This is a genomic window from Paenibacillus sp. FSL R5-0517 (assembly GCF_037974355.1).
Classification (GTDB): domain Bacteria; phylum Bacillota; class Bacilli; order Paenibacillales; family Paenibacillaceae; genus Paenibacillus.
Genome location: NZ_CP150235.1, coordinates 3,049,125 through 3,068,875, shown reverse-complemented (window position 1 = coordinate 3,068,875; position 19,751 = coordinate 3,049,125). Strand labels below are relative to the sequence as shown.

Annotated in this window: 15 protein-coding genes; 5 read left to right on the top strand and 10 right to left on the bottom strand. The window is 44.7% G+C overall.

The window, feature by feature from the left end; genetic code table 11:
- Positions 1-42: 42 nt before the first annotated feature.
- On the bottom strand, positions 43-1,206 hold the full coding sequence (locus MKX40_RS13745) for an MFS transporter (protein WP_339242356.1): 1,164 nt from the start codon (positions 1,204-1,206) through the stop codon (positions 43-45).
- A 123-nt stretch (positions 1,207-1,329) separates the two neighbouring features.
- Complete coding sequence (locus MKX40_RS13740) at positions 1,330-2,082, bottom strand: helix-turn-helix domain-containing protein (RefSeq protein WP_339242354.1); 753 nt, start codon at positions 2,080-2,082, stop codon at positions 1,330-1,332.
- A 204-nt stretch (positions 2,083-2,286) separates the two neighbouring features.
- On the opposite strand from MKX40_RS13740, the gene MKX40_RS13735 reads away from it, so the two are divergent.
- A complete protein-coding gene (locus tag MKX40_RS13735) occupies positions 2,287-2,415 on the top strand; it encodes a DUF4023 family protein (RefSeq protein WP_047842809.1) in 129 nt (42 codons plus the stop codon).
- 95 nt (positions 2,416-2,510) lie between these two features.
- Positions 2,511-2,771, top strand: coding sequence for a hypothetical protein (locus MKX40_RS13730; RefSeq protein WP_339242352.1), 261 nt, complete (start codon positions 2,511-2,513; stop codon positions 2,769-2,771).
- Between the two features lie 81 nt (positions 2,772-2,852).
- Here MKX40_RS13730 and MKX40_RS13725 read toward each other — a convergent pair whose 3' ends face one another.
- The 6 genes from MKX40_RS13725 to MKX40_RS13700 form a co-directional block, all read right to left on the bottom strand.
- On the bottom strand, positions 2,853-4,496 hold the full coding sequence (locus MKX40_RS13725) for an extracellular solute-binding protein (protein ID WP_339242350.1): 1,644 nt from the start codon (positions 4,494-4,496) through the stop codon (positions 2,853-2,855).
- 119 nt (positions 4,497-4,615) lie between these two features.
- Positions 4,616-6,295 (bottom strand): response regulator, encoded by a 1,680-nt coding sequence (locus MKX40_RS13720; RefSeq protein ID WP_339242348.1) that lies wholly within the window; start codon positions 6,293-6,295, stop codon positions 4,616-4,618.
- Positions 6,296-6,299: 4 nt separating this feature from the next.
- The gene (locus tag MKX40_RS13715) at positions 6,300-6,758 is read right to left on the bottom strand and encodes an ATP-binding protein (protein WP_339242346.1); all 459 of its coding nucleotides are present in this window, start codon (positions 6,756-6,758) and stop codon (positions 6,300-6,302) included.
- On the bottom strand, positions 6,748-8,046 hold the full coding sequence (locus MKX40_RS13710) for a histidine kinase (protein ID WP_339242343.1): 1,299 nt from the start codon (positions 8,044-8,046) through the stop codon (positions 6,748-6,750). Before MKX40_RS13710 ends, MKX40_RS13715 begins: the two co-directional genes overlap by 11 nt.
- A gap of 95 nt (positions 8,047-8,141) precedes the next feature.
- Entirely contained in the window at positions 8,142-9,032 is an 891-nt protein-coding gene (locus tag MKX40_RS13705) for a carbohydrate ABC transporter permease (protein ID WP_339242341.1), read from the bottom strand.
- Positions 9,033-9,047: 15 nt separating this feature from the next.
- Complete coding sequence (locus MKX40_RS13700; RefSeq protein ID WP_339242339.1) at positions 9,048-9,953, bottom strand: ABC transporter permease subunit; 906 nt, start codon at positions 9,951-9,953, stop codon at positions 9,048-9,050.
- 310 nt (positions 9,954-10,263) lie between these two features.
- Here MKX40_RS13700 and MKX40_RS13695 point away from each other — a divergent pair, with 310 nt between their 5' ends.
- Together MKX40_RS13695 and MKX40_RS13690 are read left to right on the top strand one after the other, a co-directional pair.
- Positions 10,264-10,929 carry a TrkA family potassium uptake protein gene (locus MKX40_RS13695; RefSeq protein ID WP_237175555.1) on the top strand — a complete coding sequence of 222 codons (666 nt, stop codon included), beginning with the start codon at positions 10,264-10,266 and terminating at the stop codon, positions 10,927-10,929.
- Positions 10,913-12,310 (top strand): TrkH family potassium uptake protein, encoded by a 1,398-nt coding sequence (locus MKX40_RS13690; RefSeq protein ID WP_339242337.1) that lies wholly within the window; start codon positions 10,913-10,915, stop codon positions 12,308-12,310. The genes MKX40_RS13695 and MKX40_RS13690 overlap by 17 nt, the downstream gene beginning before the upstream one ends.
- A 135-nt stretch (positions 12,311-12,445) precedes the next feature.
- On the opposite strand, the gene MKX40_RS13685 is transcribed toward MKX40_RS13690, so the two are convergent.
- On the bottom strand, positions 12,446-16,183 hold the full coding sequence (locus MKX40_RS13685; RefSeq protein WP_339242335.1) for an alpha-L-arabinofuranosidase C-terminal domain-containing protein: 3,738 nt from the start codon (positions 16,181-16,183) through the stop codon (positions 12,446-12,448).
- A 395-nt stretch (positions 16,184-16,578) separates the two neighbouring features.
- On the opposite strand from MKX40_RS13685, the gene MKX40_RS13680 reads away from it, so the two are divergent.
- Positions 16,579-18,996 (top strand): family 43 glycosylhydrolase, encoded by a 2,418-nt coding sequence (locus MKX40_RS13680; protein ID WP_339242334.1) that lies wholly within the window; start codon positions 16,579-16,581, stop codon positions 18,994-18,996.
- 199 nt (positions 18,997-19,195) lie between these two features.
- Here MKX40_RS13680 and MKX40_RS13675 read toward each other — a convergent pair whose 3' ends face one another.
- Positions 19,196-19,750, bottom strand: coding sequence for an XRE family transcriptional regulator (locus tag MKX40_RS13675; RefSeq protein ID WP_339242332.1), 555 nt, complete (start codon positions 19,748-19,750; stop codon positions 19,196-19,198).
- Between the last annotated feature and the right edge of the window lies 1 nt (position 19,751).

Below are 19,751 nucleotides of genomic sequence, written 5' to 3'. Positions count from 1 at the left end.
GGGGATTGCAGAGGTTCAAATTTTTTGTCTAAGTTCTTTATTCTAAGCAACCGCCTGAATGGTTTTTTCCTTCACGCTAATGGCGTAGATGGCAGACACCAAACCAAGCAAAATGAGTACAGAGCCGACCCATCCGGTGTGCAGAATCGATGAATGATCGATCACCATGCCACCGATATAGGTACCGAGTGCAATACCTGCATGTGCTATACCGGAATTGGTGCTGATTAGTGTTTCAGCTGTTTCCGGTGACGTTTTGATAATCAGACTATTCTGTACAGGTGTAACCGTCCAGCTCAGTGCACTCCAGATGCTTAACAATATCAAGAAGGCAATCAAAGGCAATTGAACACTAAACGGGATGATAGCCATACTCACGATAAAGGGAATCAGAACAATGACGATCGCTTTAGCAGGATGCAGACGATCCGATAACATGCCCCCAATGCCTCCACCTGCAACAGCAGCGATCCCAAACATCATATAGATAAAGGTAACCATCGTTGCGCTGGCACCCAGGGTTTCTTGCAGAAATGGTGTAAAATACGCATATAAAGTCAAATGACCCGCAAGTACAAGCAAAGTCGTCGCATGGATTGCCAACATTTTCGGATTCCACAGCGCTGTAAGCTGTTTCTTCAGGGATACAGCAGGAATCGGCTGCACTCGATCCATCGCAATCCAGATAGCTACCATAACCACTGCGGTCAGTATGGCAATCAACATAAACACTTCACGCCAGCCAGCCAAGTTTCCTACAAAAATACCGAGTGGTACACCAAGGATAAGTGAGGCACTGCCTCCCATGGTAATGGTCCCCACCGCGCGTCCTTTATACTGTGGTTCCACAATGCGCGCTGCAAGCGTCAGGGAGAGCACAAAAATAAGTGAACCCGTCGCGGCTCCGAGAGCTCTACCCGCCATCAGCATGTAGAAGCTGGTGCTGAACGCAGAGATGAGATTACTGATCAGAAATACAAATAGCGTACACATATATACCTTTTTACGCTCGAATCTAGCCGTCATATTTAATAAAATCGGCGCAGATAACGCATAGACAAGTGAGAAACTAGAAATTAAATATCCGGCCTTAGCCAGGGATAGATGAAGATCCGTAGCAATCAGGTCCAGAATGCCGCCCAAGATCAGTTCAACGGTTCCGACCACAAATGCTGCGATAGCAAGCACATATACTTTCTTATTCATGTTGAATCCTCCTCAAAAGTTACAACTACGATAGTAACTCATAGGAATGAAAGTTTCAATAGTTATTTTCATTGTTTTTTCAAATAAAGTTATAACAAAAAAACTATTCTCTTGGAGAATAGTTTAATAGATCAACCTGGTGAGCAATCGCTCGATTTCAGCATCCTGCAACAGTTGGTCACCATATTTTTTTGTAATTTGAGTAAGGGCAACATCATGGTAGAAATAATCAGTCATGGCTTTAACAATCGGTTTGGACATCGTCTTGATGGCTCGCCATGAATCGTGTTCCACACCGGCAAACAACAGATAAGCATGATCCACAATGAGCAGTTGTGATGGCTCCGGCGCGTCAAGTAATGGAATCAACGAGTATTTACGCGTTAAGGAGGTCTCCATTCCCCCTACGGCTAACACTTCAACGTACACTCCCTGCCTTTCCTTCTGCTCCAGCAGTTCACGATATTTCTCCATTCGCTCATTCCATGCCAGGAAAAGAATTGATGATTCCGCTTCCTCGATAAGTTGTTCAATGTTTGATCCAATGGATGATTCATCTTTTAACGTCCAGATATGTTCATCCGTGAATGTACGTTTGATTTTGTAACTCTTCAGTTCCTCGATATCTTTATCAAAATCTGCCTTGATCTTATGAATAACGGACTGAATATCTACGGCCATATATAATTTTTTCTTTCCATCCATCGTGGTCAGCACCGTTCCCTTGTCGATCAGTCGATTAAGCACTTCATATATTTTGGCTTTGGGAACGTTCGAGTAATTAACAATGGATGTGGCATCAAGCGGTTCATCTTGTGCAAATATAGCCTCGTATACCTGGCTCTCATATTGTGTAAAACCGAATTTCTGCAACATATTTGGATCGGCGCATCCCTTCTTATTATGTCTGGTCTATCTAGTTTAGACGGCTATACTTCCCATGTCCAGTATGTCCCACCTAACGTGGGATTGTTTGAATCAAAATTAAATTAAGCGTTGTCCCCAAAATAAAATCACTTTCCAGTGGTTATATTAAGAATCGGATACCCATTTTGCTTGTGGAAGGAGCTGTAATTTTTAATGGAAAGCACGCAAGATTTTGTGAAGAAAGTTAATGAAAATGCCGAAAAAGCGCGTCACAATAAAAACAATGGCAAGGGAACACCTGGAGACAAGTTACCATCGAAACAGCATTCTACGAATAAGTAGAGTCTATTTATTGAACAGCATGACTTCTGTCTAGCACCTTTTCCTCTACTTTTCATCTACTATTAAGAACCTTTAATAGAAAAGAGATGATTAGTATGGCTCGTGTCAATGCTGTTCGACAACCAGATCTGGTGTTAATCTATTGGTCCAGAAATCCGCTCGTGCCTGGTTCTGCGCGCAGAATTCAAAGCGTACGTGTGATTGGAAACACCGCTCCGTGTACATTTACATTAGTTCCCGGGGCATTATTGATCAATGCATTAAACTGTTTGTTGGACAACGATATTGGATTCAAAGTGGTATACCGCCAGAAAACATCAGCCATCAGTGGAGTTCTGTTATTGAAACGCAGATAATCAGACCCGAAAAAAATGGTGCTCCCTTTAGGAGAGCACCATTTTCTCATTTTTCATTCTTGGATTATAACAATTAATCCTTTATTGATTAGCAGCGATTGTTTCATTCACTTCCTGTGTAATCTCATCACCGCCGAGTTTCTTCCAATTGGCAACAAAGTTATCGAACTCGTCAATCGACAGGTTACCATAGATGATTTTCAGGAACGTCTCGGCTCTCAATTTATCCAGCGTAGCTTGCTTGGTATTCATTGTTCTCGTTGGTGCATAGATGAATTCATTCATGACAATCAGGTCATTATCCCGATAATATTTAATCACACCTTGCGAACTCTCTGGGCCAAATATCCGCTCCATATGCCACTTGTCGAGATTACCATTCCGATAATCCATAATATCATCATAGAACAGCTTCGCTTCGAGTTCCAATCCGGACGTATCTCCTGTTTGAAGCGCCTGCTCCACTTCGTCCTGCGCCTTCACATTTTTGTTGGCTGGCAGGTTAGAAACCGTCGCATTATGAAAACCAAGACCTGTCAGTCCATTTAAGTAAGCAGCCCGTTCTTCCTGCGCAGACTCACCAAACATTTTTTCAGCCTGGAAATTGAGCAATTTAATTAACGCTTCGGGATGCTCGTAACCTTTGCGAACAGCAAATATGCCGCCCAGACTAAGATGGTTCTGTGTTTTTGCTGGCTGATCATCAATCGATTGAACCGGGTAAGGCATCCAGTCGATGTTCTTGTCTTTCTTAATCATACTGCTAACCTGGAAAGGTGCCCATTGTGGCAGGAAGAACATGCCTGACTTGCCAGCATTCACATCCTCCATCATTTTAGCAAAATCTTTAACGCCAAATTCGGGATCAAGAACGCCCTTCTGATACAGAGTCTGGAGCTCACGCAATCCTTCTTTCACTTCCGGTTGGATCGTTCCATTCACGACTTGACCTGAAGCATCCTTAATCCAGGTTTCGAGATAACCATGATAGCCGAGCAAGAACGCGTTGATAGGTAAATCCTTGTTTAAGGCAATGCCGTACGTATCATCTTTGCCATTTCCGTCTGGATCTTCGAAGGTAAAGGCTTCCGCAATTTGGATGACATCCTGCATGGTTTTAGGTGCCTCAAGCCCAACCTTTTTCAGCCAATCCTGACGAATCCAGATCATATCCGAGGAATCCAACGAACCTGGGAAGCTAACCATGGCGTATATTTTTCCATCCTTGGTTACCGGCTTCAAACCTGCTCCATCTTCAGCAGACATGAACTCCTTCACCAGTTCAGATGCATACTTGTCATATACTTCGGTCAGATCCTCCAGCATTCCCGCTTCATGCAGTTGTTCGAATTGCACAGCGCTCACTTTCAGTACATCCGGCAGATCACCACTCGCGAGCGTAACATTCATCTTATCGTTATAATTGGCATCCGGAACAATCCATTCGTACGATACATCAATACCGAGTTCATCCTTATACCCTCTGGTCCAGATGTTATTGGCGTGTGTATCTCCTTCGGCTAGCGATTCTTTCCCCGTTTCATTCATGGTAGAAGTTAATTTAATGGGTGGGTCGTATTTCGTAAGTGGTCCTCCCGCATCCTGCTGTGTGTTTGGCTCAGCTTCATTCTCGGCACTTCCCGCACCGGACGAACAGGCTGCAAGTGTGGTGGCTAGTACCATGGTTAATGTTAATAATGAAAACTTCTTGAATGATATATTCATGCGAATCCCCCTTTTTTCTCCTCCCGTGAGGTATAATTTTATATTACAAAGGAAGCGCTATCACTTCGAGTGTACCCCGTTTACATCTAGTATCTTTGATTTACCCTTTGAGAAATCCTCTAACTTTTCTGATCCCGATACTCTTGAGGGGTGCAGCCTGTCGCTTTTTTGAAGAAACGATAAAAATAATGCTGATCGCTAAACCCAACCCTCGCAGATATTTCATGCATCTTACAGGTCGAACCCAGAAGCAACTCTTTGCTTCGCTCCACTCTAAGGTCATGGATGTAGTCGGATATGCCTTTGCCTGTAATCCGTTTGTACCAGCGTGACAGATAAGAAGGGTTAAGAGAGACTTCCTGTGCGATCCGTGTGAGTGAGAGGTCGTCCTCCAGATGGTGCTTGATATAATGATGGATCGTGATCAGAATCTGTGATTGGTCATTCAGACGAGCATTGCTTCGTTTGGAGATCATCCATTCGTATGCAGATTGATAAAAGATAACCAGTTCGGACCATGCGGTATGGATGTCAAAATGCAGCATTCGGGACAGCGCTATCTCTTCCATTGCCGATTCATACAGTCCTAATTCGTGTAGGACTTCAATGAACACATTGGCTGCGCCAGTATAGGTTTTCATTCGAAAGAACGGATCTTGAAGTCCTTTCTTCGCAGCCTCGGTCCATTTATGGAAGGACTCCATCCACTCCCGGTCACCTGCTGTTATTCGCTGTTTGATGTGCTCCAGATGCAGAACTACGACACCCTGTTGATTCATCATGCTAGGAGTGTAAGGCAATTTATCCTGGATTTTGACACGCAACAGCTTCTCCATCCCCAGCCCCGGACTCTCATGAATCGATAGACGCAACTGCGCAATAGCCTGATTAACCCTGTTCCATTCTACCGCCTGCTCACTAACCATGATGGATACGGACAGGTTCAAACAGTCCGCACAGGATTGCTGCACAGACTCCAGTGTGCCATAGACAAAACGAAGAGTTTGTTGCCAGTTATCCAGCTGACTTCCCCGCTCCCCTTCAGTATTAGATACGTGGGGCGGATGCCCCCCCTGCGATTGAATAAAGCAAGCGATGACCTGAGTGTCCAGATCAATTGCCTTCACCTTGGCCTTGTCCTGCAGCAGTTCCTCTGCAACATTGGCAACGGCATAGCGGATTAAGCTGCGATCGGCCTGGGACTGATAGTTGTTCCATTCTTCTACCCGGATGATTACTGGAATAACGAGTTGATCGGATTCGAAAGGTAGCTGTACAGCATCAAGTTCTTCCTGAAGTGAAATGATATCATGGCTTTCCGTTCGCTTAAGCACATCTAGCAGCAATTGACGCTGTAACTGGGGCAGCGCTCGTGGCAATTTACTCCGAAACCATGCAGCTTGGTAGCGAAAATCATTCTCTTCGGAGATTTGTGTTAATGCCCGTTCTACCGCATCCCGAATGTGATTCATGCCCTCTGTCTTTAACAGGTAATCAACAACGCAAGGATTCCGAATAGCTTGGTGTGCATAATCAAATTCGTTATGACCTGTCAGCAAGAGGACTTTGCATCGTGGCCACCGATCCATAATCTGTTCAATTAATTCCATGCCGTCCATGCCAGGCATACAGATATCACTGAGTACAATATCAACCTTTACCAAGTTCAGCCAATCGATAGCTTCATAGGCCGAGTATGCCTTGATTATCTCCATGTCCTGAAGATTTGCTTTTTGAAAAAACGCATACAGTCCGTCCAGAATAACGGGTTCATCATCTACTATGAGCATTCTCTGCATGACGTTACTCCCCCTCCCATGGAATCTTCACTATAATGCACAACCCACCGAGCTCACTTCGCTGCGCTGTAAGACCATAACCAGCCCCGAATTTGATTCTTAATCGCTGATTCACATTGATGAGCCCGGTTATCTCTTCGTTTCCATGTTTCCGCTCTGTTTCCTCAAATGCAGATTGCAGATAATTCAATGTTTCATGACTTAACTGATCCCCATCATCCTCAATGCGAATGGACAGATTGTCCAGGCCCTTTTGGTACGAGATCTGTAGGATACCTCCTTCGCTGCGTTTGGCTAGTGCATGCTCAAACACATTCTCTACGATCGGCTGAATCATGACTCTGGGAACGGAAATGACTCTGTATCTTGCGTCCAGATCCTCTAATTCCAATTGAATCCTCGAACCAAACCGGATTTTTTGAATGGATGCATAGACCAGCGCATGGTCAATCTCAGCCCTCAACGATACCTCCGTATGAGAATCCCGAGACATACCTGAAATATTGACCCAGGTAGTCGGTGAATTCCTGAATGAGCTCCACATTCTCCACCTCAGCCATTTGCTTGATGCTGAACAGACTGTTGTATAGAAAGTGAGGTTGAATCTGGGATTGCAGATGTTTGAGTTCCGCCTCACTTGTTCGAATGCGCGCAACATAATTCTCATCGATCAAAATATGTAAGCGTTCTATCATATGGTTGAATCGGGAGTACAAATAGCCGAATTCATCCCTTCTGGATGAAGGAATATATACACTTGTCTGGCCCTGTTCAGCCATTCTAAATCCTCGGATGAGCAACGATAAAGGTTGGTGAATCGATCTATAGATCGAAAAAGAGAAGACAATAATAATTACAACCGACATGAAGGTCACCATCCATAACCATACGTTGTATTGTTCCAGTGGTGCGCTCAGCACATCCTGCGGAATAGTGGCCGTCAGCGTGAACGAATGATCTTTATCGTGTAAAGAATAATAGAGATATGAATCAGATTGGAACTTTGTAACTTGCATGGACTGAGACGGTTCAGGCGGAACTGTTCGAATCGGTTTTACAGGTGCTGCCTGCTCTGAAGAAGAGATGACTACATTATGGTGTTCACCAAAACTCAGTGTAATCTCACTTTCACCCGTTTCCGACAGTTGCTGCAAACGATGTTTCAGTTCTTCAGCAGACAAGCGTATTCCTAATATGAAATTGGGTGGCTCCTCATGGTTCATGTTATACGGATTACTTTTCAGGAAATAGAGAACGTTATTGGAATGCGATAATTCGCCATTCAGATTCCCCATTGTCGCGAGCAGATTCTTCCACTCGGTATCCTCTACATCCCGAATCCCGTCCGCCGCACTGACTCGTTTATGCAGAGCGGGAACGTAATACACAACATCACTAATATAAGGACTCGTCACCATGATCTGACCCAACTTATTGTGAATGTTGTTCAGGCTGGACGTGATTTCATAGCTACTCATAATCGCAGCTCTTGTACTTAGCGTGGACATGGGTTCATCAAATGAAAATTCGGTAACCAGCGCACTCATCCGCTCCAATTCGAATTGCAGATGATTATGGTAGAAGTACAATTTGGACTCATGGGCCTTCTCCACCTCCGTCTGCATTTGTTTGGAGCTGAGTTGCGTAATCATAATGCTTATCCCGTACAGGGGCAGAATGACCAGTATAAAAGCAATCATCAGTTTGACGACAATGGATGACTCTCTCCATCTCCCCCAAATGAATCTCAATGTTCCATCTCTCCTCTCCTCTTTCTTCTCACCTCAATAGCAAAAAAGGAGCCAGAAATCGGCTCCTCAATCGATTGGTTTTCCTCCTACCGATCTTATCCCTTTACACTTCCGACTACAAGCCCATGAACGAAATATCGCTGCAGGAACGGATACACAAGTAGAATCGGAATAACGGACAAAAAGATCTGGGAAGCTTGGGTAGTTCTATCCGATACCTGACTTAAGAGTGTCGCATCCTCCAGCGTCATCATCTCGCTCTGAATCATCGTCACCTGCTGTAACATGGACTGAAGATATGTAGCAAGCGGATAACCTTCCGGACTTTTCATGTAGATCATGCCATCGAACCAGGCGTTCCAGTGTCCCACCATGGCGAACAGCGTGATGGTCGCAATACTGGGAAGTGAAATAGGAAGATAGATGCTGCATAGCGTGCGGAAATGTCCTGCCCCATCCATCCAGGAGGCCTCTTCAAGTTCCTTCGGCAATCCCCGGAAGAAATTAAGCATTAGAAGTACATTAAAGATCGGAACAGCACCCGGCAAAATTAGAGCCCAGATGGAATCCAACAAGCCCGCTTCCTTAACCACCAGGTAACCCGGGATCAATCCTCCACTGAATAACATGGTGAATACGAATATCCAGGCATAGACTGTTCTTGAACGGAATTTGGCAGCCTCTTTGGAGAGCGGATAAGCTACCAGAATTGTGAAGATCAGATTGGTCGTAACCCCCAGAATGACACGTAGCAGGCTCGTGCCGAATGAGTTCAGGAATTGCTGATTTTCCAGAATGTATTGATAGGAGGACAATGTAAAATCCACAGGCCAGAATGTGACGCTCCCCGCTTTGACCGCATCACTTGAACTAAATGAAATCGCTAATATATTCACAATCGGGAACAGGCATAACAAGGCAAGAATCGTCAGGATGACGTAGTTAAACCCTAGGAACCACCGATAGGCTCTTGAAGCGTGGTGCATGACTCTGCCTCCTTTCTAGAATATCCGATAATTCGCGAACCGATAGGCCAAGAAATAACCAAGTCCGATAAAAATGAACGAAACGACAGATTTGATCAGCCCCAACGCTGTGGATACAGAATACTGTGCATCCTGCAATCCGATCCGATAGATCATCGTATCGAGAATATCTCCTGATTCGTATACCAATGGATTATAGAGGTTGAACACTTGGTCAAAACCGCCGTTGAGTACATTCCCCAGACTAAGCGTTACCATCAAAATGACGATCGGGCGAATGCCGGGCAGTGTGATATGCCATGTCTGTTTCCATCTTCCCGCTCCATCCATAACAGAGGCCTCGTAGAGTGACTTATCAATATTCGTGAGGGCAGCAAGATAGATAATCGTACCAAATCCGAATTCTTTCCATTGGTCTGTGATGACAAGTATGTATGGAAACCACTCGTTACTGGCCAGGAATTGAATTGGGTCAATTCCGAGGGCTTTTAGCAACATATTAACGATCCCTGTGCTGGGAGATAACACATCCACGATGATTCCCGCCAGAATAACCCAAGAGAAAAAGTGAGGCATATAAATTACAGTCTGAATCGTTCTTTTGAAACCTGTCTTGCGAACCTCGTTGAGTAATAAGGCTACAAGTACCGGAATAACCAAGCCGGACACAATTTTCATCGTTGATATAAACACCGTATTCCATACAACTTGCGAGAAACCGGGCAGATCGAACAGATACCTGAAATTATCCCACCCCACCCAGTTCATGTTTTTGAATCCGGCAATGGGAGAGAAATCCTGAAAGGCAATAGAGAGCCCCGCCATCGGAATGTAACCGAATACAATAATAATCAGCAGTCCGGGTAGAATCATAAGATGAAGCGGAACGTTTCGGATGAATTGTTTGTAGTTGGAACGCATAGCTGACTCCTCCTTCAACGTTTATTATAGGAGCAGCCCTTTCACCGCAACAGTGTGGGCTATTTACTTTAGGTATCTTTTGTTGACTGCTTTCCACAGTTCAAAAGCATACCAAAAAAGAAACGAATCAGTTGCAATTCTATTGTTAAGCCATTAGAATGAACTCTTTTGAGATATGCTTATACATAGACATGGTGGAAGGAATTTGCAACTACGATATGAAACCTTACATTCCAGTGTACGTAATGTAATATTTACCATTAGGGTGTAGAGTAAACTGTTATTTATTTTGATTACAATGAGGGATATTATGAAAAAACAATTTATGGTACTTGGTCTTGGACGATTCGGTTCAAGCTTGACACACACACTCATTAAAAATGGGCATGAAGTGCTCGCTGTAGACAAAAGCGAAACTCTTGTTCAGGAGATTTCAACGGTGGCAACCCATGCGGTACAAGCAGATTGCACTGACAAATCAGTCCTTATGGAGCTTGGAGCAAGCAATTTTTCACACGCCATTGTCGCGATTGGCGAAGATCTGCAAGCAAGCATACTGACCACTCTGTTATTGAAAGAACTTAATGTACCCAAAGTAACAGCCAAAGCAAAAAATGATAACCATGGCAGTGTGCTTAGCAAGATTGGTGCGGATCAGATCGTCTATCCTGAACGTGACATGGCCACAAGGCTGGGGAATCAGCTTAGCTCAGACAACATTATTGATTCCATTGAATTGTCTTCAGATTATAATCTGGTTGAAATCAAAGCACCCTTAAGTATGAATCAGAAGACACTTCTGGAACTCAACATTCGGGCAGAATATGGATGTACCGTTATCGCCATCAAAACGGGGAATAACCTGAATATCTCACCCATGGCAGAAGACATAGTCCGTGCGGGAGATATGCTCCTGTTAATAGGCAGTAACGATGACATTCGGAATCTGGAGAGTGACTATGAACCAAAGAAATAAAAGCACACATGGAAATTCGCCGCTAGATAAGATTGAATCCATTGTGAACAAGCTAAAAAATAATATGAGCCCTCCTCAACTGATCATGATCATCTTCTTCACCCTTATCTGGATCGGAGCCATATTGTTAGCACTACCGGTATCTTCCAGTAACGGAAAATCAATCGGGTTAATTGATGCTCTGTTTACAGCTACTTCTGCAATTTGTGTAAACGGGCTTATCGTACTGGATACAGGGAGTGTCTTTTCAACATTCGGACAGGTCATCATCATGATTTTGATTCAGGTTGGTGGACTGGGGTTTATGACACTAGGTGTAATGGTTGCCATTATTCTGGGGAAACGGATTGGTTTGAAACAGAGGCTTCTTATTCAACAAGCCACCAACACCTCCTCTGCTCAAGGTCTGGTTAAGTTATCCATGTATATTGTACTTATAGCCTTTGCTTTTGAAGCTCTGGCTACGGTGGTTCTTACATTGCGCTGGCAGAGTGATTTGGGATGGGGACAAGCTTTCTATTACGCCATATTCCATTCCATCTCTGCCTTCAATAATGCGGGTTTCTCTCTTTGGAGTGATAGCCTTACCCCATTTGTTGGTGACCCGATTGTTAATCTCACAGTCATTACGCTCTTTATCATTGGCGGCTTGGGTTACATTGTGGTTGTGGATGTATTCCGCAAACGTTCATGGAGAAAGCTCTCCCTTCATTCAAAAATTGTGTTAATCGGTAGTTTTTCTCTGTACTTGTTTGGATTTCTCACTATTTTTTTACTCGAGAGTTGGAACCCTTCTACGTTTGCTGATTTATCTTACAGTGAACGTATATGGGCTTCTCTGTTTCAGGGTACTGCTCCTCGAAGCTCTGGATTCAATACCATTGACATTGGAAGTATGTTGGCCACATCCCAATTTTTCATTATTATCCTAATGTTCATTGGGGCTTCTTCCGGCGGAACAGGTGGAGGAATTAAAATCAATACTTTTGTGGTCCTTATTCTTGCGACCATACAAACATTTCGGGGCGGCGGACAGATTCATGCTTTTGAGCGTAAAATTGCAGAAGAAACAGTAATGCGTGCACTCGCTGTTGTCTTAAGTTCTCTCGCCTTTGTGCTTGGGATTTCCATTCTGCTATCCATATCCGAAGACATTCTAGAAAATCATTTTCTGGATGTTTTGTTTGAAGCTACTTCAGCATTTAGCACCACAGGACTCTCGATGGGTCTGACAAGTGAGTTGAGTGTTGCCGGTAAAATTATAGTCTCTATTACGATGTTTGCAGGACGATTGGGACCATTAACTCTGGCTTTTGCACTGGCTCAGAAGAAACGCACATCCAAAATCGGTTATGCAGAGGACCATGTCCTTATTGGTTAACATACCGGACTACGACATGTTAATCCTATTGCGAAAGTTAATTGCTTTTTATGTCAAAACAAGTTCAATAGCAAAAGGCCCCCTTATCGGAGACAACTGATGTCTACATAAAGGGGCCTTTGTTTATATATTTTCTTACTGAAGATCCATAATAAGAACATTTACCGAATGAGCTGACAAATCAACAATCACTGATTCACCATTCAATTTTATCTGCTGTTCTTGGGGAACCACTTTCTCATCATTCTTCTGATTCACATTTGGAATATGCACCAAATGATCTTCTCCGGTAAGCGTGAGCAGTCTGGCTGAAGCTTCCACATTCAGATCCTGAAGGCAAATCCGGGTTGATTTATCCACATCATCTGCATTCACCAGCTTCACATACACATGCCGTGCGTCCTTCGTAACGGAGTGGAATACTTCCCGGTTGTAGGCTTCCAGCTTGTAATCTAGAACTTTGCTGGGATGGAGACCATCTGTATATGAGCAGATCAGATTCTTTCCTGTATCCCCACCATAGTTAACCGTAATCCTATAATCGGTCCCATTCTCGATTGGTTCATAATTGGCCGCTCTCAGATTACCTGCTGCTGAACTGGATGAGTAATCTCCCAGTGTATAACCCTCGACCCCTTGTTTGTACACCTTCACGCCTGTTGCGTTCCCGTCGTAACTGATTGCGTACTCGATGACATCCTTGTTCTCAGGTGAGATATCCGTCAATCCCACGCCGATGTAAAAACCATCCTCACCCGAAATTCTCTCCGCCTCAACGTGCACCTTGTAGTTGGTCCATTCGCCATTCAGCAGGTACAGTCCATTTAATCCAGTAGTTTGTGCTCTCAAGATGAGCCCTTTTCCTGCGGTTAACATGTATCCTTCCGATCCGGGAATCTGGCTCCATGCCTCACTAAGCTCTGTACCTTCCCTGAAATCTTCTTCAAATATCAAGCTGCCATCCACATTGGACGTGACGGTGACTCGTTTCACCACGATGTCTGCATTCCCTGTCGCAATCTCGATGCCGCCACGTGGAATGAGATTCAGCGGTTTGCCTTTGCTATATGTGGAGAACGAAGTCGCAAGGACCTGATCCCCTATATATTTTGCAAAAAGCTGCTGCACATAATAATTCGGTGTGTACCACACCGTTTCATCATCAAACCAAATGCAGTCCGGCGTCCAGCGGTAGGTCCCGTCCGTTAGTACTTTGTTGAACAATGGCGCATAGGCAGCCAGACGAACAACGTCCGCATTATTTTCAAAGCCGGTCATGATCGCAGCTTCCGCAACCGCACCTGCCAGTGTATTTTTGTCCGTGGAAGCATACTCTCCCACAAACACTTTGGATGTTTCTTTCCAGTCGACACTTCCGTCTTCATGATAGGCCCGGTCATAGTAGTTGTAACGATCCACGTTATTCAGCAAATATTCATTGGATCGATAGTAGTGCTCATCTGCGATGGTGTCCATATAATTGTCCTGATTCTCATACCAGGTTACGGTCTCCTCAATGACCTCTGTACCATCTGCAAAAGCAACTTGGGCTGATCCGGTCAGATTTCCGCTGAGGAACTTCCATCCTTCCTGATACGCATCATCATCCGCCTGAGCACCAACCGTCGAGATAATGTTCAGCTCATGATCCGGATAGTTCCGTTTCATGTACTCATCTATCGAGCTTTTGAACACTTCGAAATTGGCAAAAAATTCAGTGCCCCAGTTCTCATTACCTACACCCAGATAACGAAGATCAAACGGTTCAGGATGTCCCATCTGGCTTCGTACCGCCGCCCATTCGTTGTGTTCAACATCTGTACTGAGTGCAAAGTCGATCAGGTCGGTGAAGTTGCGGATATAATATTCCCTTAATGCGCCACCCGCAGGGTGAGCATAATCCGAACGTGCCTGACATAACACACCGCAAGCCATCACCGGAACCGGAGCAGCATTCAGATCCTCCGCCAACTGGAAGTACTCCATATAACCAAGCCCCATCGTCATCATGTAACCCCAGACATTATAATTCTCTTTGCGCAGCTCAACGGGTCCTACAGAATCCTTCCAATCGTATACGTTGTCCCATATGAAGGACCCTTCCGAGATACATCCTCCCGGAAAACGCAGGAACTTTGGATGCAGATCTGCGAGTGCCTGAATTAGATCTTTTCTCAATCGATAGTTCGGATTACCTGTGTAGTTGGCATGTGCTGTAGCGGATATTCCTTCTTCTGTCGGATCAGCTCCCCATACATTCTGAGGCACTAAAGACACCATATCAACAGATATGTCACCTGCAAACGTAAGTGCCAGTTGACCAAGTACAGTATGTTTTCCGGTAAGTGACAAGCCGTATTTCTTCCATGTGTTCCCGCCTTCAACATGTAACGTTACCGAATCACTGATGGAAGTGTCTTCTCTATCCTGCAATTGAACAGTGATTGCTCCTGCCGATTCTGCTTTTGCCCATACGGTAAAATCATACGCCTCACCCTGCTTGATGGACATGGCACAATGCTGGTTGGAGTCTGAGAATCCACGATTTCGAATCGTTGCCCCATCCTGAACGGTGACATAATAAGCATTTACTTCGGGATCTTGCACGTTAAAATGTGTATTTAATCCCTCCGTATGCTGCACGAGCATCTTCTCGGTATCCCCTGACCAGGCAAACAAAGGTTCACGATTTCGGCCTGTCGAACAACCACATTCCCCCGAATCATGTGAATATGTATCAAATGCAAAAGATTCAAATGATCGATTCTGAACAAGCTCCGCATAGATCCCGCCATCAGCGGCGTTATTAATATCCTCATAGAACAAACCATACATCACTTCACTGATGTCAGCCACCTTCTGATCTCCATGGATGGTGATCGTATACGGCGGGACGTGCGCCGGCACAACAGACACGTCAAAGCTTTGGCTCAGCTTGCTATCACCTTTGTTCAGAAGCGCACGGAGCGTAACCTCTTGTGCGGATGTAATTGCCTGAACCTCTCCATTCTCAGACAGGACTTCCGGATTACTGGAACTCCACTGTACCGTCACTTTATCACCCAGTAAATGTGTGGGTAGTGACACATCTTTGGTGATAATTCGGTTAGGGAAGGACAAATACTTGTCTGCCGCTAGCTTCACAATCGCTTCATCTGTCAGTGATTCACACATCACTTCAATCACCTGATCCATGGTGAGCGCTGCCCCATAGATCCGAAAGTCGGACAACGAACCTGCAAAATCCACATCAGCTGCGTATTGGGAGCGTCCAATATAGTTCTGGTTATAATTCTCAGGGTCCTTGAACGTATCAAACCAATTGCGCAGTTTGGCATAATTGCCACTGGATGTCTGACTGATCGAACCGTCTGCGGCTTTCTCCCCGTTCACATACACAATCGGACCTGCACTGCTGAGCGTCCCTCCTTGGCTGCCTGCCACGGAGAGTGCAATATGCATCCATTCACCGCTTACAACTCCCCCATTTGGGTGAACAACCAGATTATCTCCGGCATATAACGTACCCAGGAGCTGACGCGTCAGAAACATATACGGTCCCTTCTCTCCTTTGCCAAAGTCAAAAATGCGTTCCCACACATTAGACCCCTTGCCCAGGAACACCCAAGTGGCAATTGTAATTCCTGTGTTATCGCTTACATTCCGAAGTAGATCCGAAGGTAACTGCAGATAAGAAGTTCCATTCACTCCCCCGCTAAAAGTTACAGCCGATCTGCCTTTCACTTTGGATCCCACTGGCAGAATCTCGCCTTTTGCCAAACTATCATGCCCGTTCCCGGAGTTGTCTTTACCGATCTGAACAGCATCTTCGAATGTGTACCGTGCGATTAATTGGTTTTGATACGAAGTCATGTGCTAACCTCCTATGTAGTGTAGAATTGTCTTCCCCTCTTTTGATTCGCATAATTATAAAATGATTGATAAATGTTTAAATACATAATCTAAACGTAATACTATCGCATTACAGAGCCCCATTTCAATCCTAAATTTAAAAATGACTCCTGTTTTATTTATGTTTATTTCTATGTAAGAAGCTTGGTCGGTCCATCTCTCTGCTCTTATTTTTATTCATTTTGCTATAAATCCATCATATTTATGGTTTACAAACATATAAACCAATTGATAATATATCAAATGAAAGCGCTTGATTATGATTGGATACTCAAAGGAGGTCTGCTGAACCTTATATCGTGTGTTGCCAAGTATCGCGTTATTTTTCATTCCGGGAATTAGGAAAGGGGAAAAATATGAAACGTTATTGGGTAAATGTACTTAACATTTCTGTACTAAGCACCGTATTACTTACAGCAACAACTTTGACGCCGGTCTCGGTGTTCGCCAATGGTTCAGGGGCAACTGTGGGTAACGCACAGACTTCCATTACACCAATCGTAAATCCAGCTCCATCATTCAAAAATGTTTCTGTTCATGACCCTTCTGTCATTAAGGTGGAGGATACCTTTTATATTTTTGGATCACACCTGCAAGTAGCCAAGTCCAAAGATTTTCTGAACTGGGACCTCGTCGCCTCCGGCGTTACGGATAACAATCCTGTTGTCCCCAATGTAACCAAGGAATTCGCTGAAGCGCTGGAATGGGCACAGACAGATACGTTATGGGCGGCAGATGTGATTCAGCTCGCAGACGGTAAATTTTATATGTACTACAATGCCTGTAAAGGAGACTCTCCACGCTCAGCCCTAGGAATTGCTGTCGCAGATAACATTGAAGGACCTTATAAGGACCAAGGCATACTGTTGAAATCTGGCATGTGGGATCAGATCAGTGAGGATGGTACCATTTACGATGCAACGATTCATCCCAATGTGGTTGATCCTGATGTCTTTTATGATAAAAACGGCAAGTTATGGATGGTGTATGGCTCCTACTCCGGGGGAATTTTCATTCTGGAGATGGATGAGACGACAGGCAAACCGCTGCCGAATCAAGGTTATGGCAAAAAGCTGACCGGAGGCAACCATAGTCGTATTGAAGCCCCTTATATGCTCTACAGTCCCGAAACCGATTATTATTATCTGTACCTGTCTTACGGCGGACTGGGTGCTGACGGAGGATATAACATTCGAGTTGCTCGTTCCCAAACGCCGGATGGTCCTTTCCTGGATGCCGAAGGAAACGATATGATCAACGTTAAAGCGGACAAGGATAAACCGCTATTTGATGATCGTTCCATTGAGCCTTTTGGTGTCAAATTAATGGGGAACTTCCTGTTCGAGAGACAGATTGGCGATCCAGGCACAGGCCTGGGAATCGGTTATGTATCACCGGGACACAACTCAGCTTATATTGATGCGGAGACAGGCAAACAATATCTGATCTTCCATTCCCGTTTTCCAGGGCGTGGTGAAGAACATGAAGTCCGCGTACATGAGATGCATATGAATGCAGACGGTTGGCCTGTCGTTTCTCCGTATCGCTATGCTGCCTTGGGAGAGGATACAACGCAATTGACAGCTCAGGATATCTCCGGTCAGTACCAGTGGGTGAATCACGGTAAGGACATCACGGCGGACATCAAGCCATCGCAGGCCGTTCAGTTCACAGTAGATGGGAAGATTCATGGTGCCGTGACAGGAACATGGAGTCTCGGCACAGACAACAAAGTTCAGATTACATCGAATCAAGTTGTGTATAACGGCGTTTTCACACATGAATGGAATTCGGAATCCCAGAGTACGGTTCTGACCTTTAGCGCCCTCTCCTCCTCCGGGATTGCCGTCTGGGGAAGTCAAGTTGTTGAACGGAGTGATCAGGACATTGTAGATGCAATAAAAAATGATCTGAGCATTGGTAATACGGATCATGTGTTCTTCAATCTCTCACTGCCTTCAAAGGGCTCAAGTGATGCAGACATTACGTGGAAAAGCTCAAACCCTTCGGCTCTATCAGCTACTGGTGTAGTGCAGCGACCACGCGCTGGCAAGGGGGATGCCAAAGTGAAATTAACTGCTACTATTCGTAAAGGTACTGCGGTAAGCTCCAAAACGTTCAACGTGATTATTCCGCAGCAAGCGGTAAGTCCATTGCTCGGGGAGTATACGTTTGAACACAAGAAAATTGCAAAAATCGCACAGGATGACAGTAAGAACAAATATCATGGACAAGCCTATAATGTGGTGAGTTCTGCTGCAGGTGGCAAAAATCAGGCTGCCACATTTAACGGGACCAACAGTTACATCCAGTTGCCTGGACTGCTGACTGATACCACGGATTTTACGTTTAGCGCTTGGGTCAATTGGGATGGTGGCGGGTCCTGGCAGCGTATTTTCGACTTTGGAAATGGCTTGACGAGACACATGTTCCTTACTCCATCCCAGCATAATGGAGCATTACAATTCACCATCCATAATGAGGGACGGGATCAGAGTCTGATTGCTGCTAATCCCTTGCCTTCCAAGGAGTGGGTTCATGTGGCTGTAACTCTTCAAGGGGATGTGGCTACTCTATATGTGAATGGTACATCTGTTGCAAGCAGCTCTGAAATCTCCTTTAATCCGAAGGATCTGCAAGTGACAGAAGCTTATCTCGGCAAAAGTCGTTATGAGGCTGATCCGTTCTACAAAGGTAGTCTGGATCATGTAAAAGTGTACGATAAAGCATTAACAGCCAAGGAAATTCAGCGTCAGGCCAAAGAAAAGCCTTAACCCAGCCATATCATAGTCGCTGTTCTGCATAACGAACACACACACCAATAAAGCAGCCAATGGTTTGAACGGTATCCTCTTTGTCATTTGTCAGACTGAAGGAGGTGCAGTTCAATGACCAGGCTGCTTTATTGTCATTTCATTCATGTATGCATACATTCGTTCATCATTCGTTACCTTCACAGTTGGCTCTTGGCGTTTACTTCGAATAATGAATAACCATGTTTATTTTATTGGTCTTAGCACTAGCGTTAACATAGGCATGAGGCTTGTCCGCTCCAAAACGAATGGATTCCCCTTGGTTCACCGTATATTCTTCCGTCCCAACTCGAATCGTAACTCGCCCTTCAAAGACCGTAATAAATTCTTCCGTACCTTCAATATGCGATTCTGCATTTAACGCAGACTGAGGGTCCATCTCCATCATATATATTTCAAAACGCCGCCCCTCTTCAAAAGGAAAATGCGGATATATTCGTACCCTTCCCTCATCCTCCACCAATACTTGAATATCATCGCCCGTTACAACGGTAGTATCTGACTTCGGTTCGTGGATCAAAGCAGTAAAAGAAATTTTCAGGCCGTTGGCAATCTTCCATACGGTTGCAATCGATGGATTGGATTCGCCACGTTCAATCTGACCCAGCATGGTCTTACTGATACCGGACATTTCGGCAACCTTGTCCAGACTAAGCTTTCTTTGTTCCCTAAGCTGTTTCAAGTTTTGGGCAAGAATATTATTAATGTTCTTCAAA

Coding starts and splice junctions, on each gene's coding strand:
- MKX40_RS13690 (WP_339242337.1), top strand. CDS start 10,913: ATGAACCAAAGAAATAAAAGCACACATGGAAATTCGCCGCTAGATAAG.
- MKX40_RS13720 (WP_339242348.1), bottom strand. CDS start 6,295: ATGCAGAGAATGCTCATAGTAGATGATGAACCCGTTATTCTGGACGGA.
- MKX40_RS13735 (WP_047842809.1), top strand. CDS start 2,287: ATGGAAAGCACGCAAGATTTTGTGAAGAAAGTTAATGAAAATGCCGAA.
- MKX40_RS13685 (WP_339242335.1), bottom strand. CDS start 16,183: ATGACTTCGTATCAAAACCAATTAATCGCACGGTACACATTCGAAGAT.
- MKX40_RS13740 (WP_339242354.1), bottom strand. CDS start 2,082: ATGTTGCAGAAATTCGGTTTTACACAATATGAGAGCCAGGTATACGAG.
- MKX40_RS13705 (WP_339242341.1), bottom strand. CDS start 9,032: ATGCACCACGCTTCAAGAGCCTATCGGTGGTTCCTAGGGTTTAACTAC.
- MKX40_RS13745 (WP_339242356.1), bottom strand. CDS start 1,206: ATGAATAAGAAAGTATATGTGCTTGCTATCGCAGCATTTGTGGTCGGA.
- MKX40_RS13700 (WP_339242339.1), bottom strand. CDS start 9,953: ATGCGTTCCAACTACAAACAATTCATCCGAAACGTTCCGCTTCATCTT.
- MKX40_RS13680 (WP_339242334.1), top strand. CDS start 16,579: ATGAAACGTTATTGGGTAAATGTACTTAACATTTCTGTACTAAGCACC.
- MKX40_RS13695 (WP_237175555.1), top strand. CDS start 10,264: ATGAAAAAACAATTTATGGTACTTGGTCTTGGACGATTCGGTTCAAGC.
- MKX40_RS13725 (WP_339242350.1), bottom strand. CDS start 4,496: ATGAATATATCATTCAAGAAGTTTTCATTATTAACATTAACCATGGTA.
- MKX40_RS13730 (WP_339242352.1), top strand. CDS start 2,511: ATGGCTCGTGTCAATGCTGTTCGACAACCAGATCTGGTGTTAATCTAT.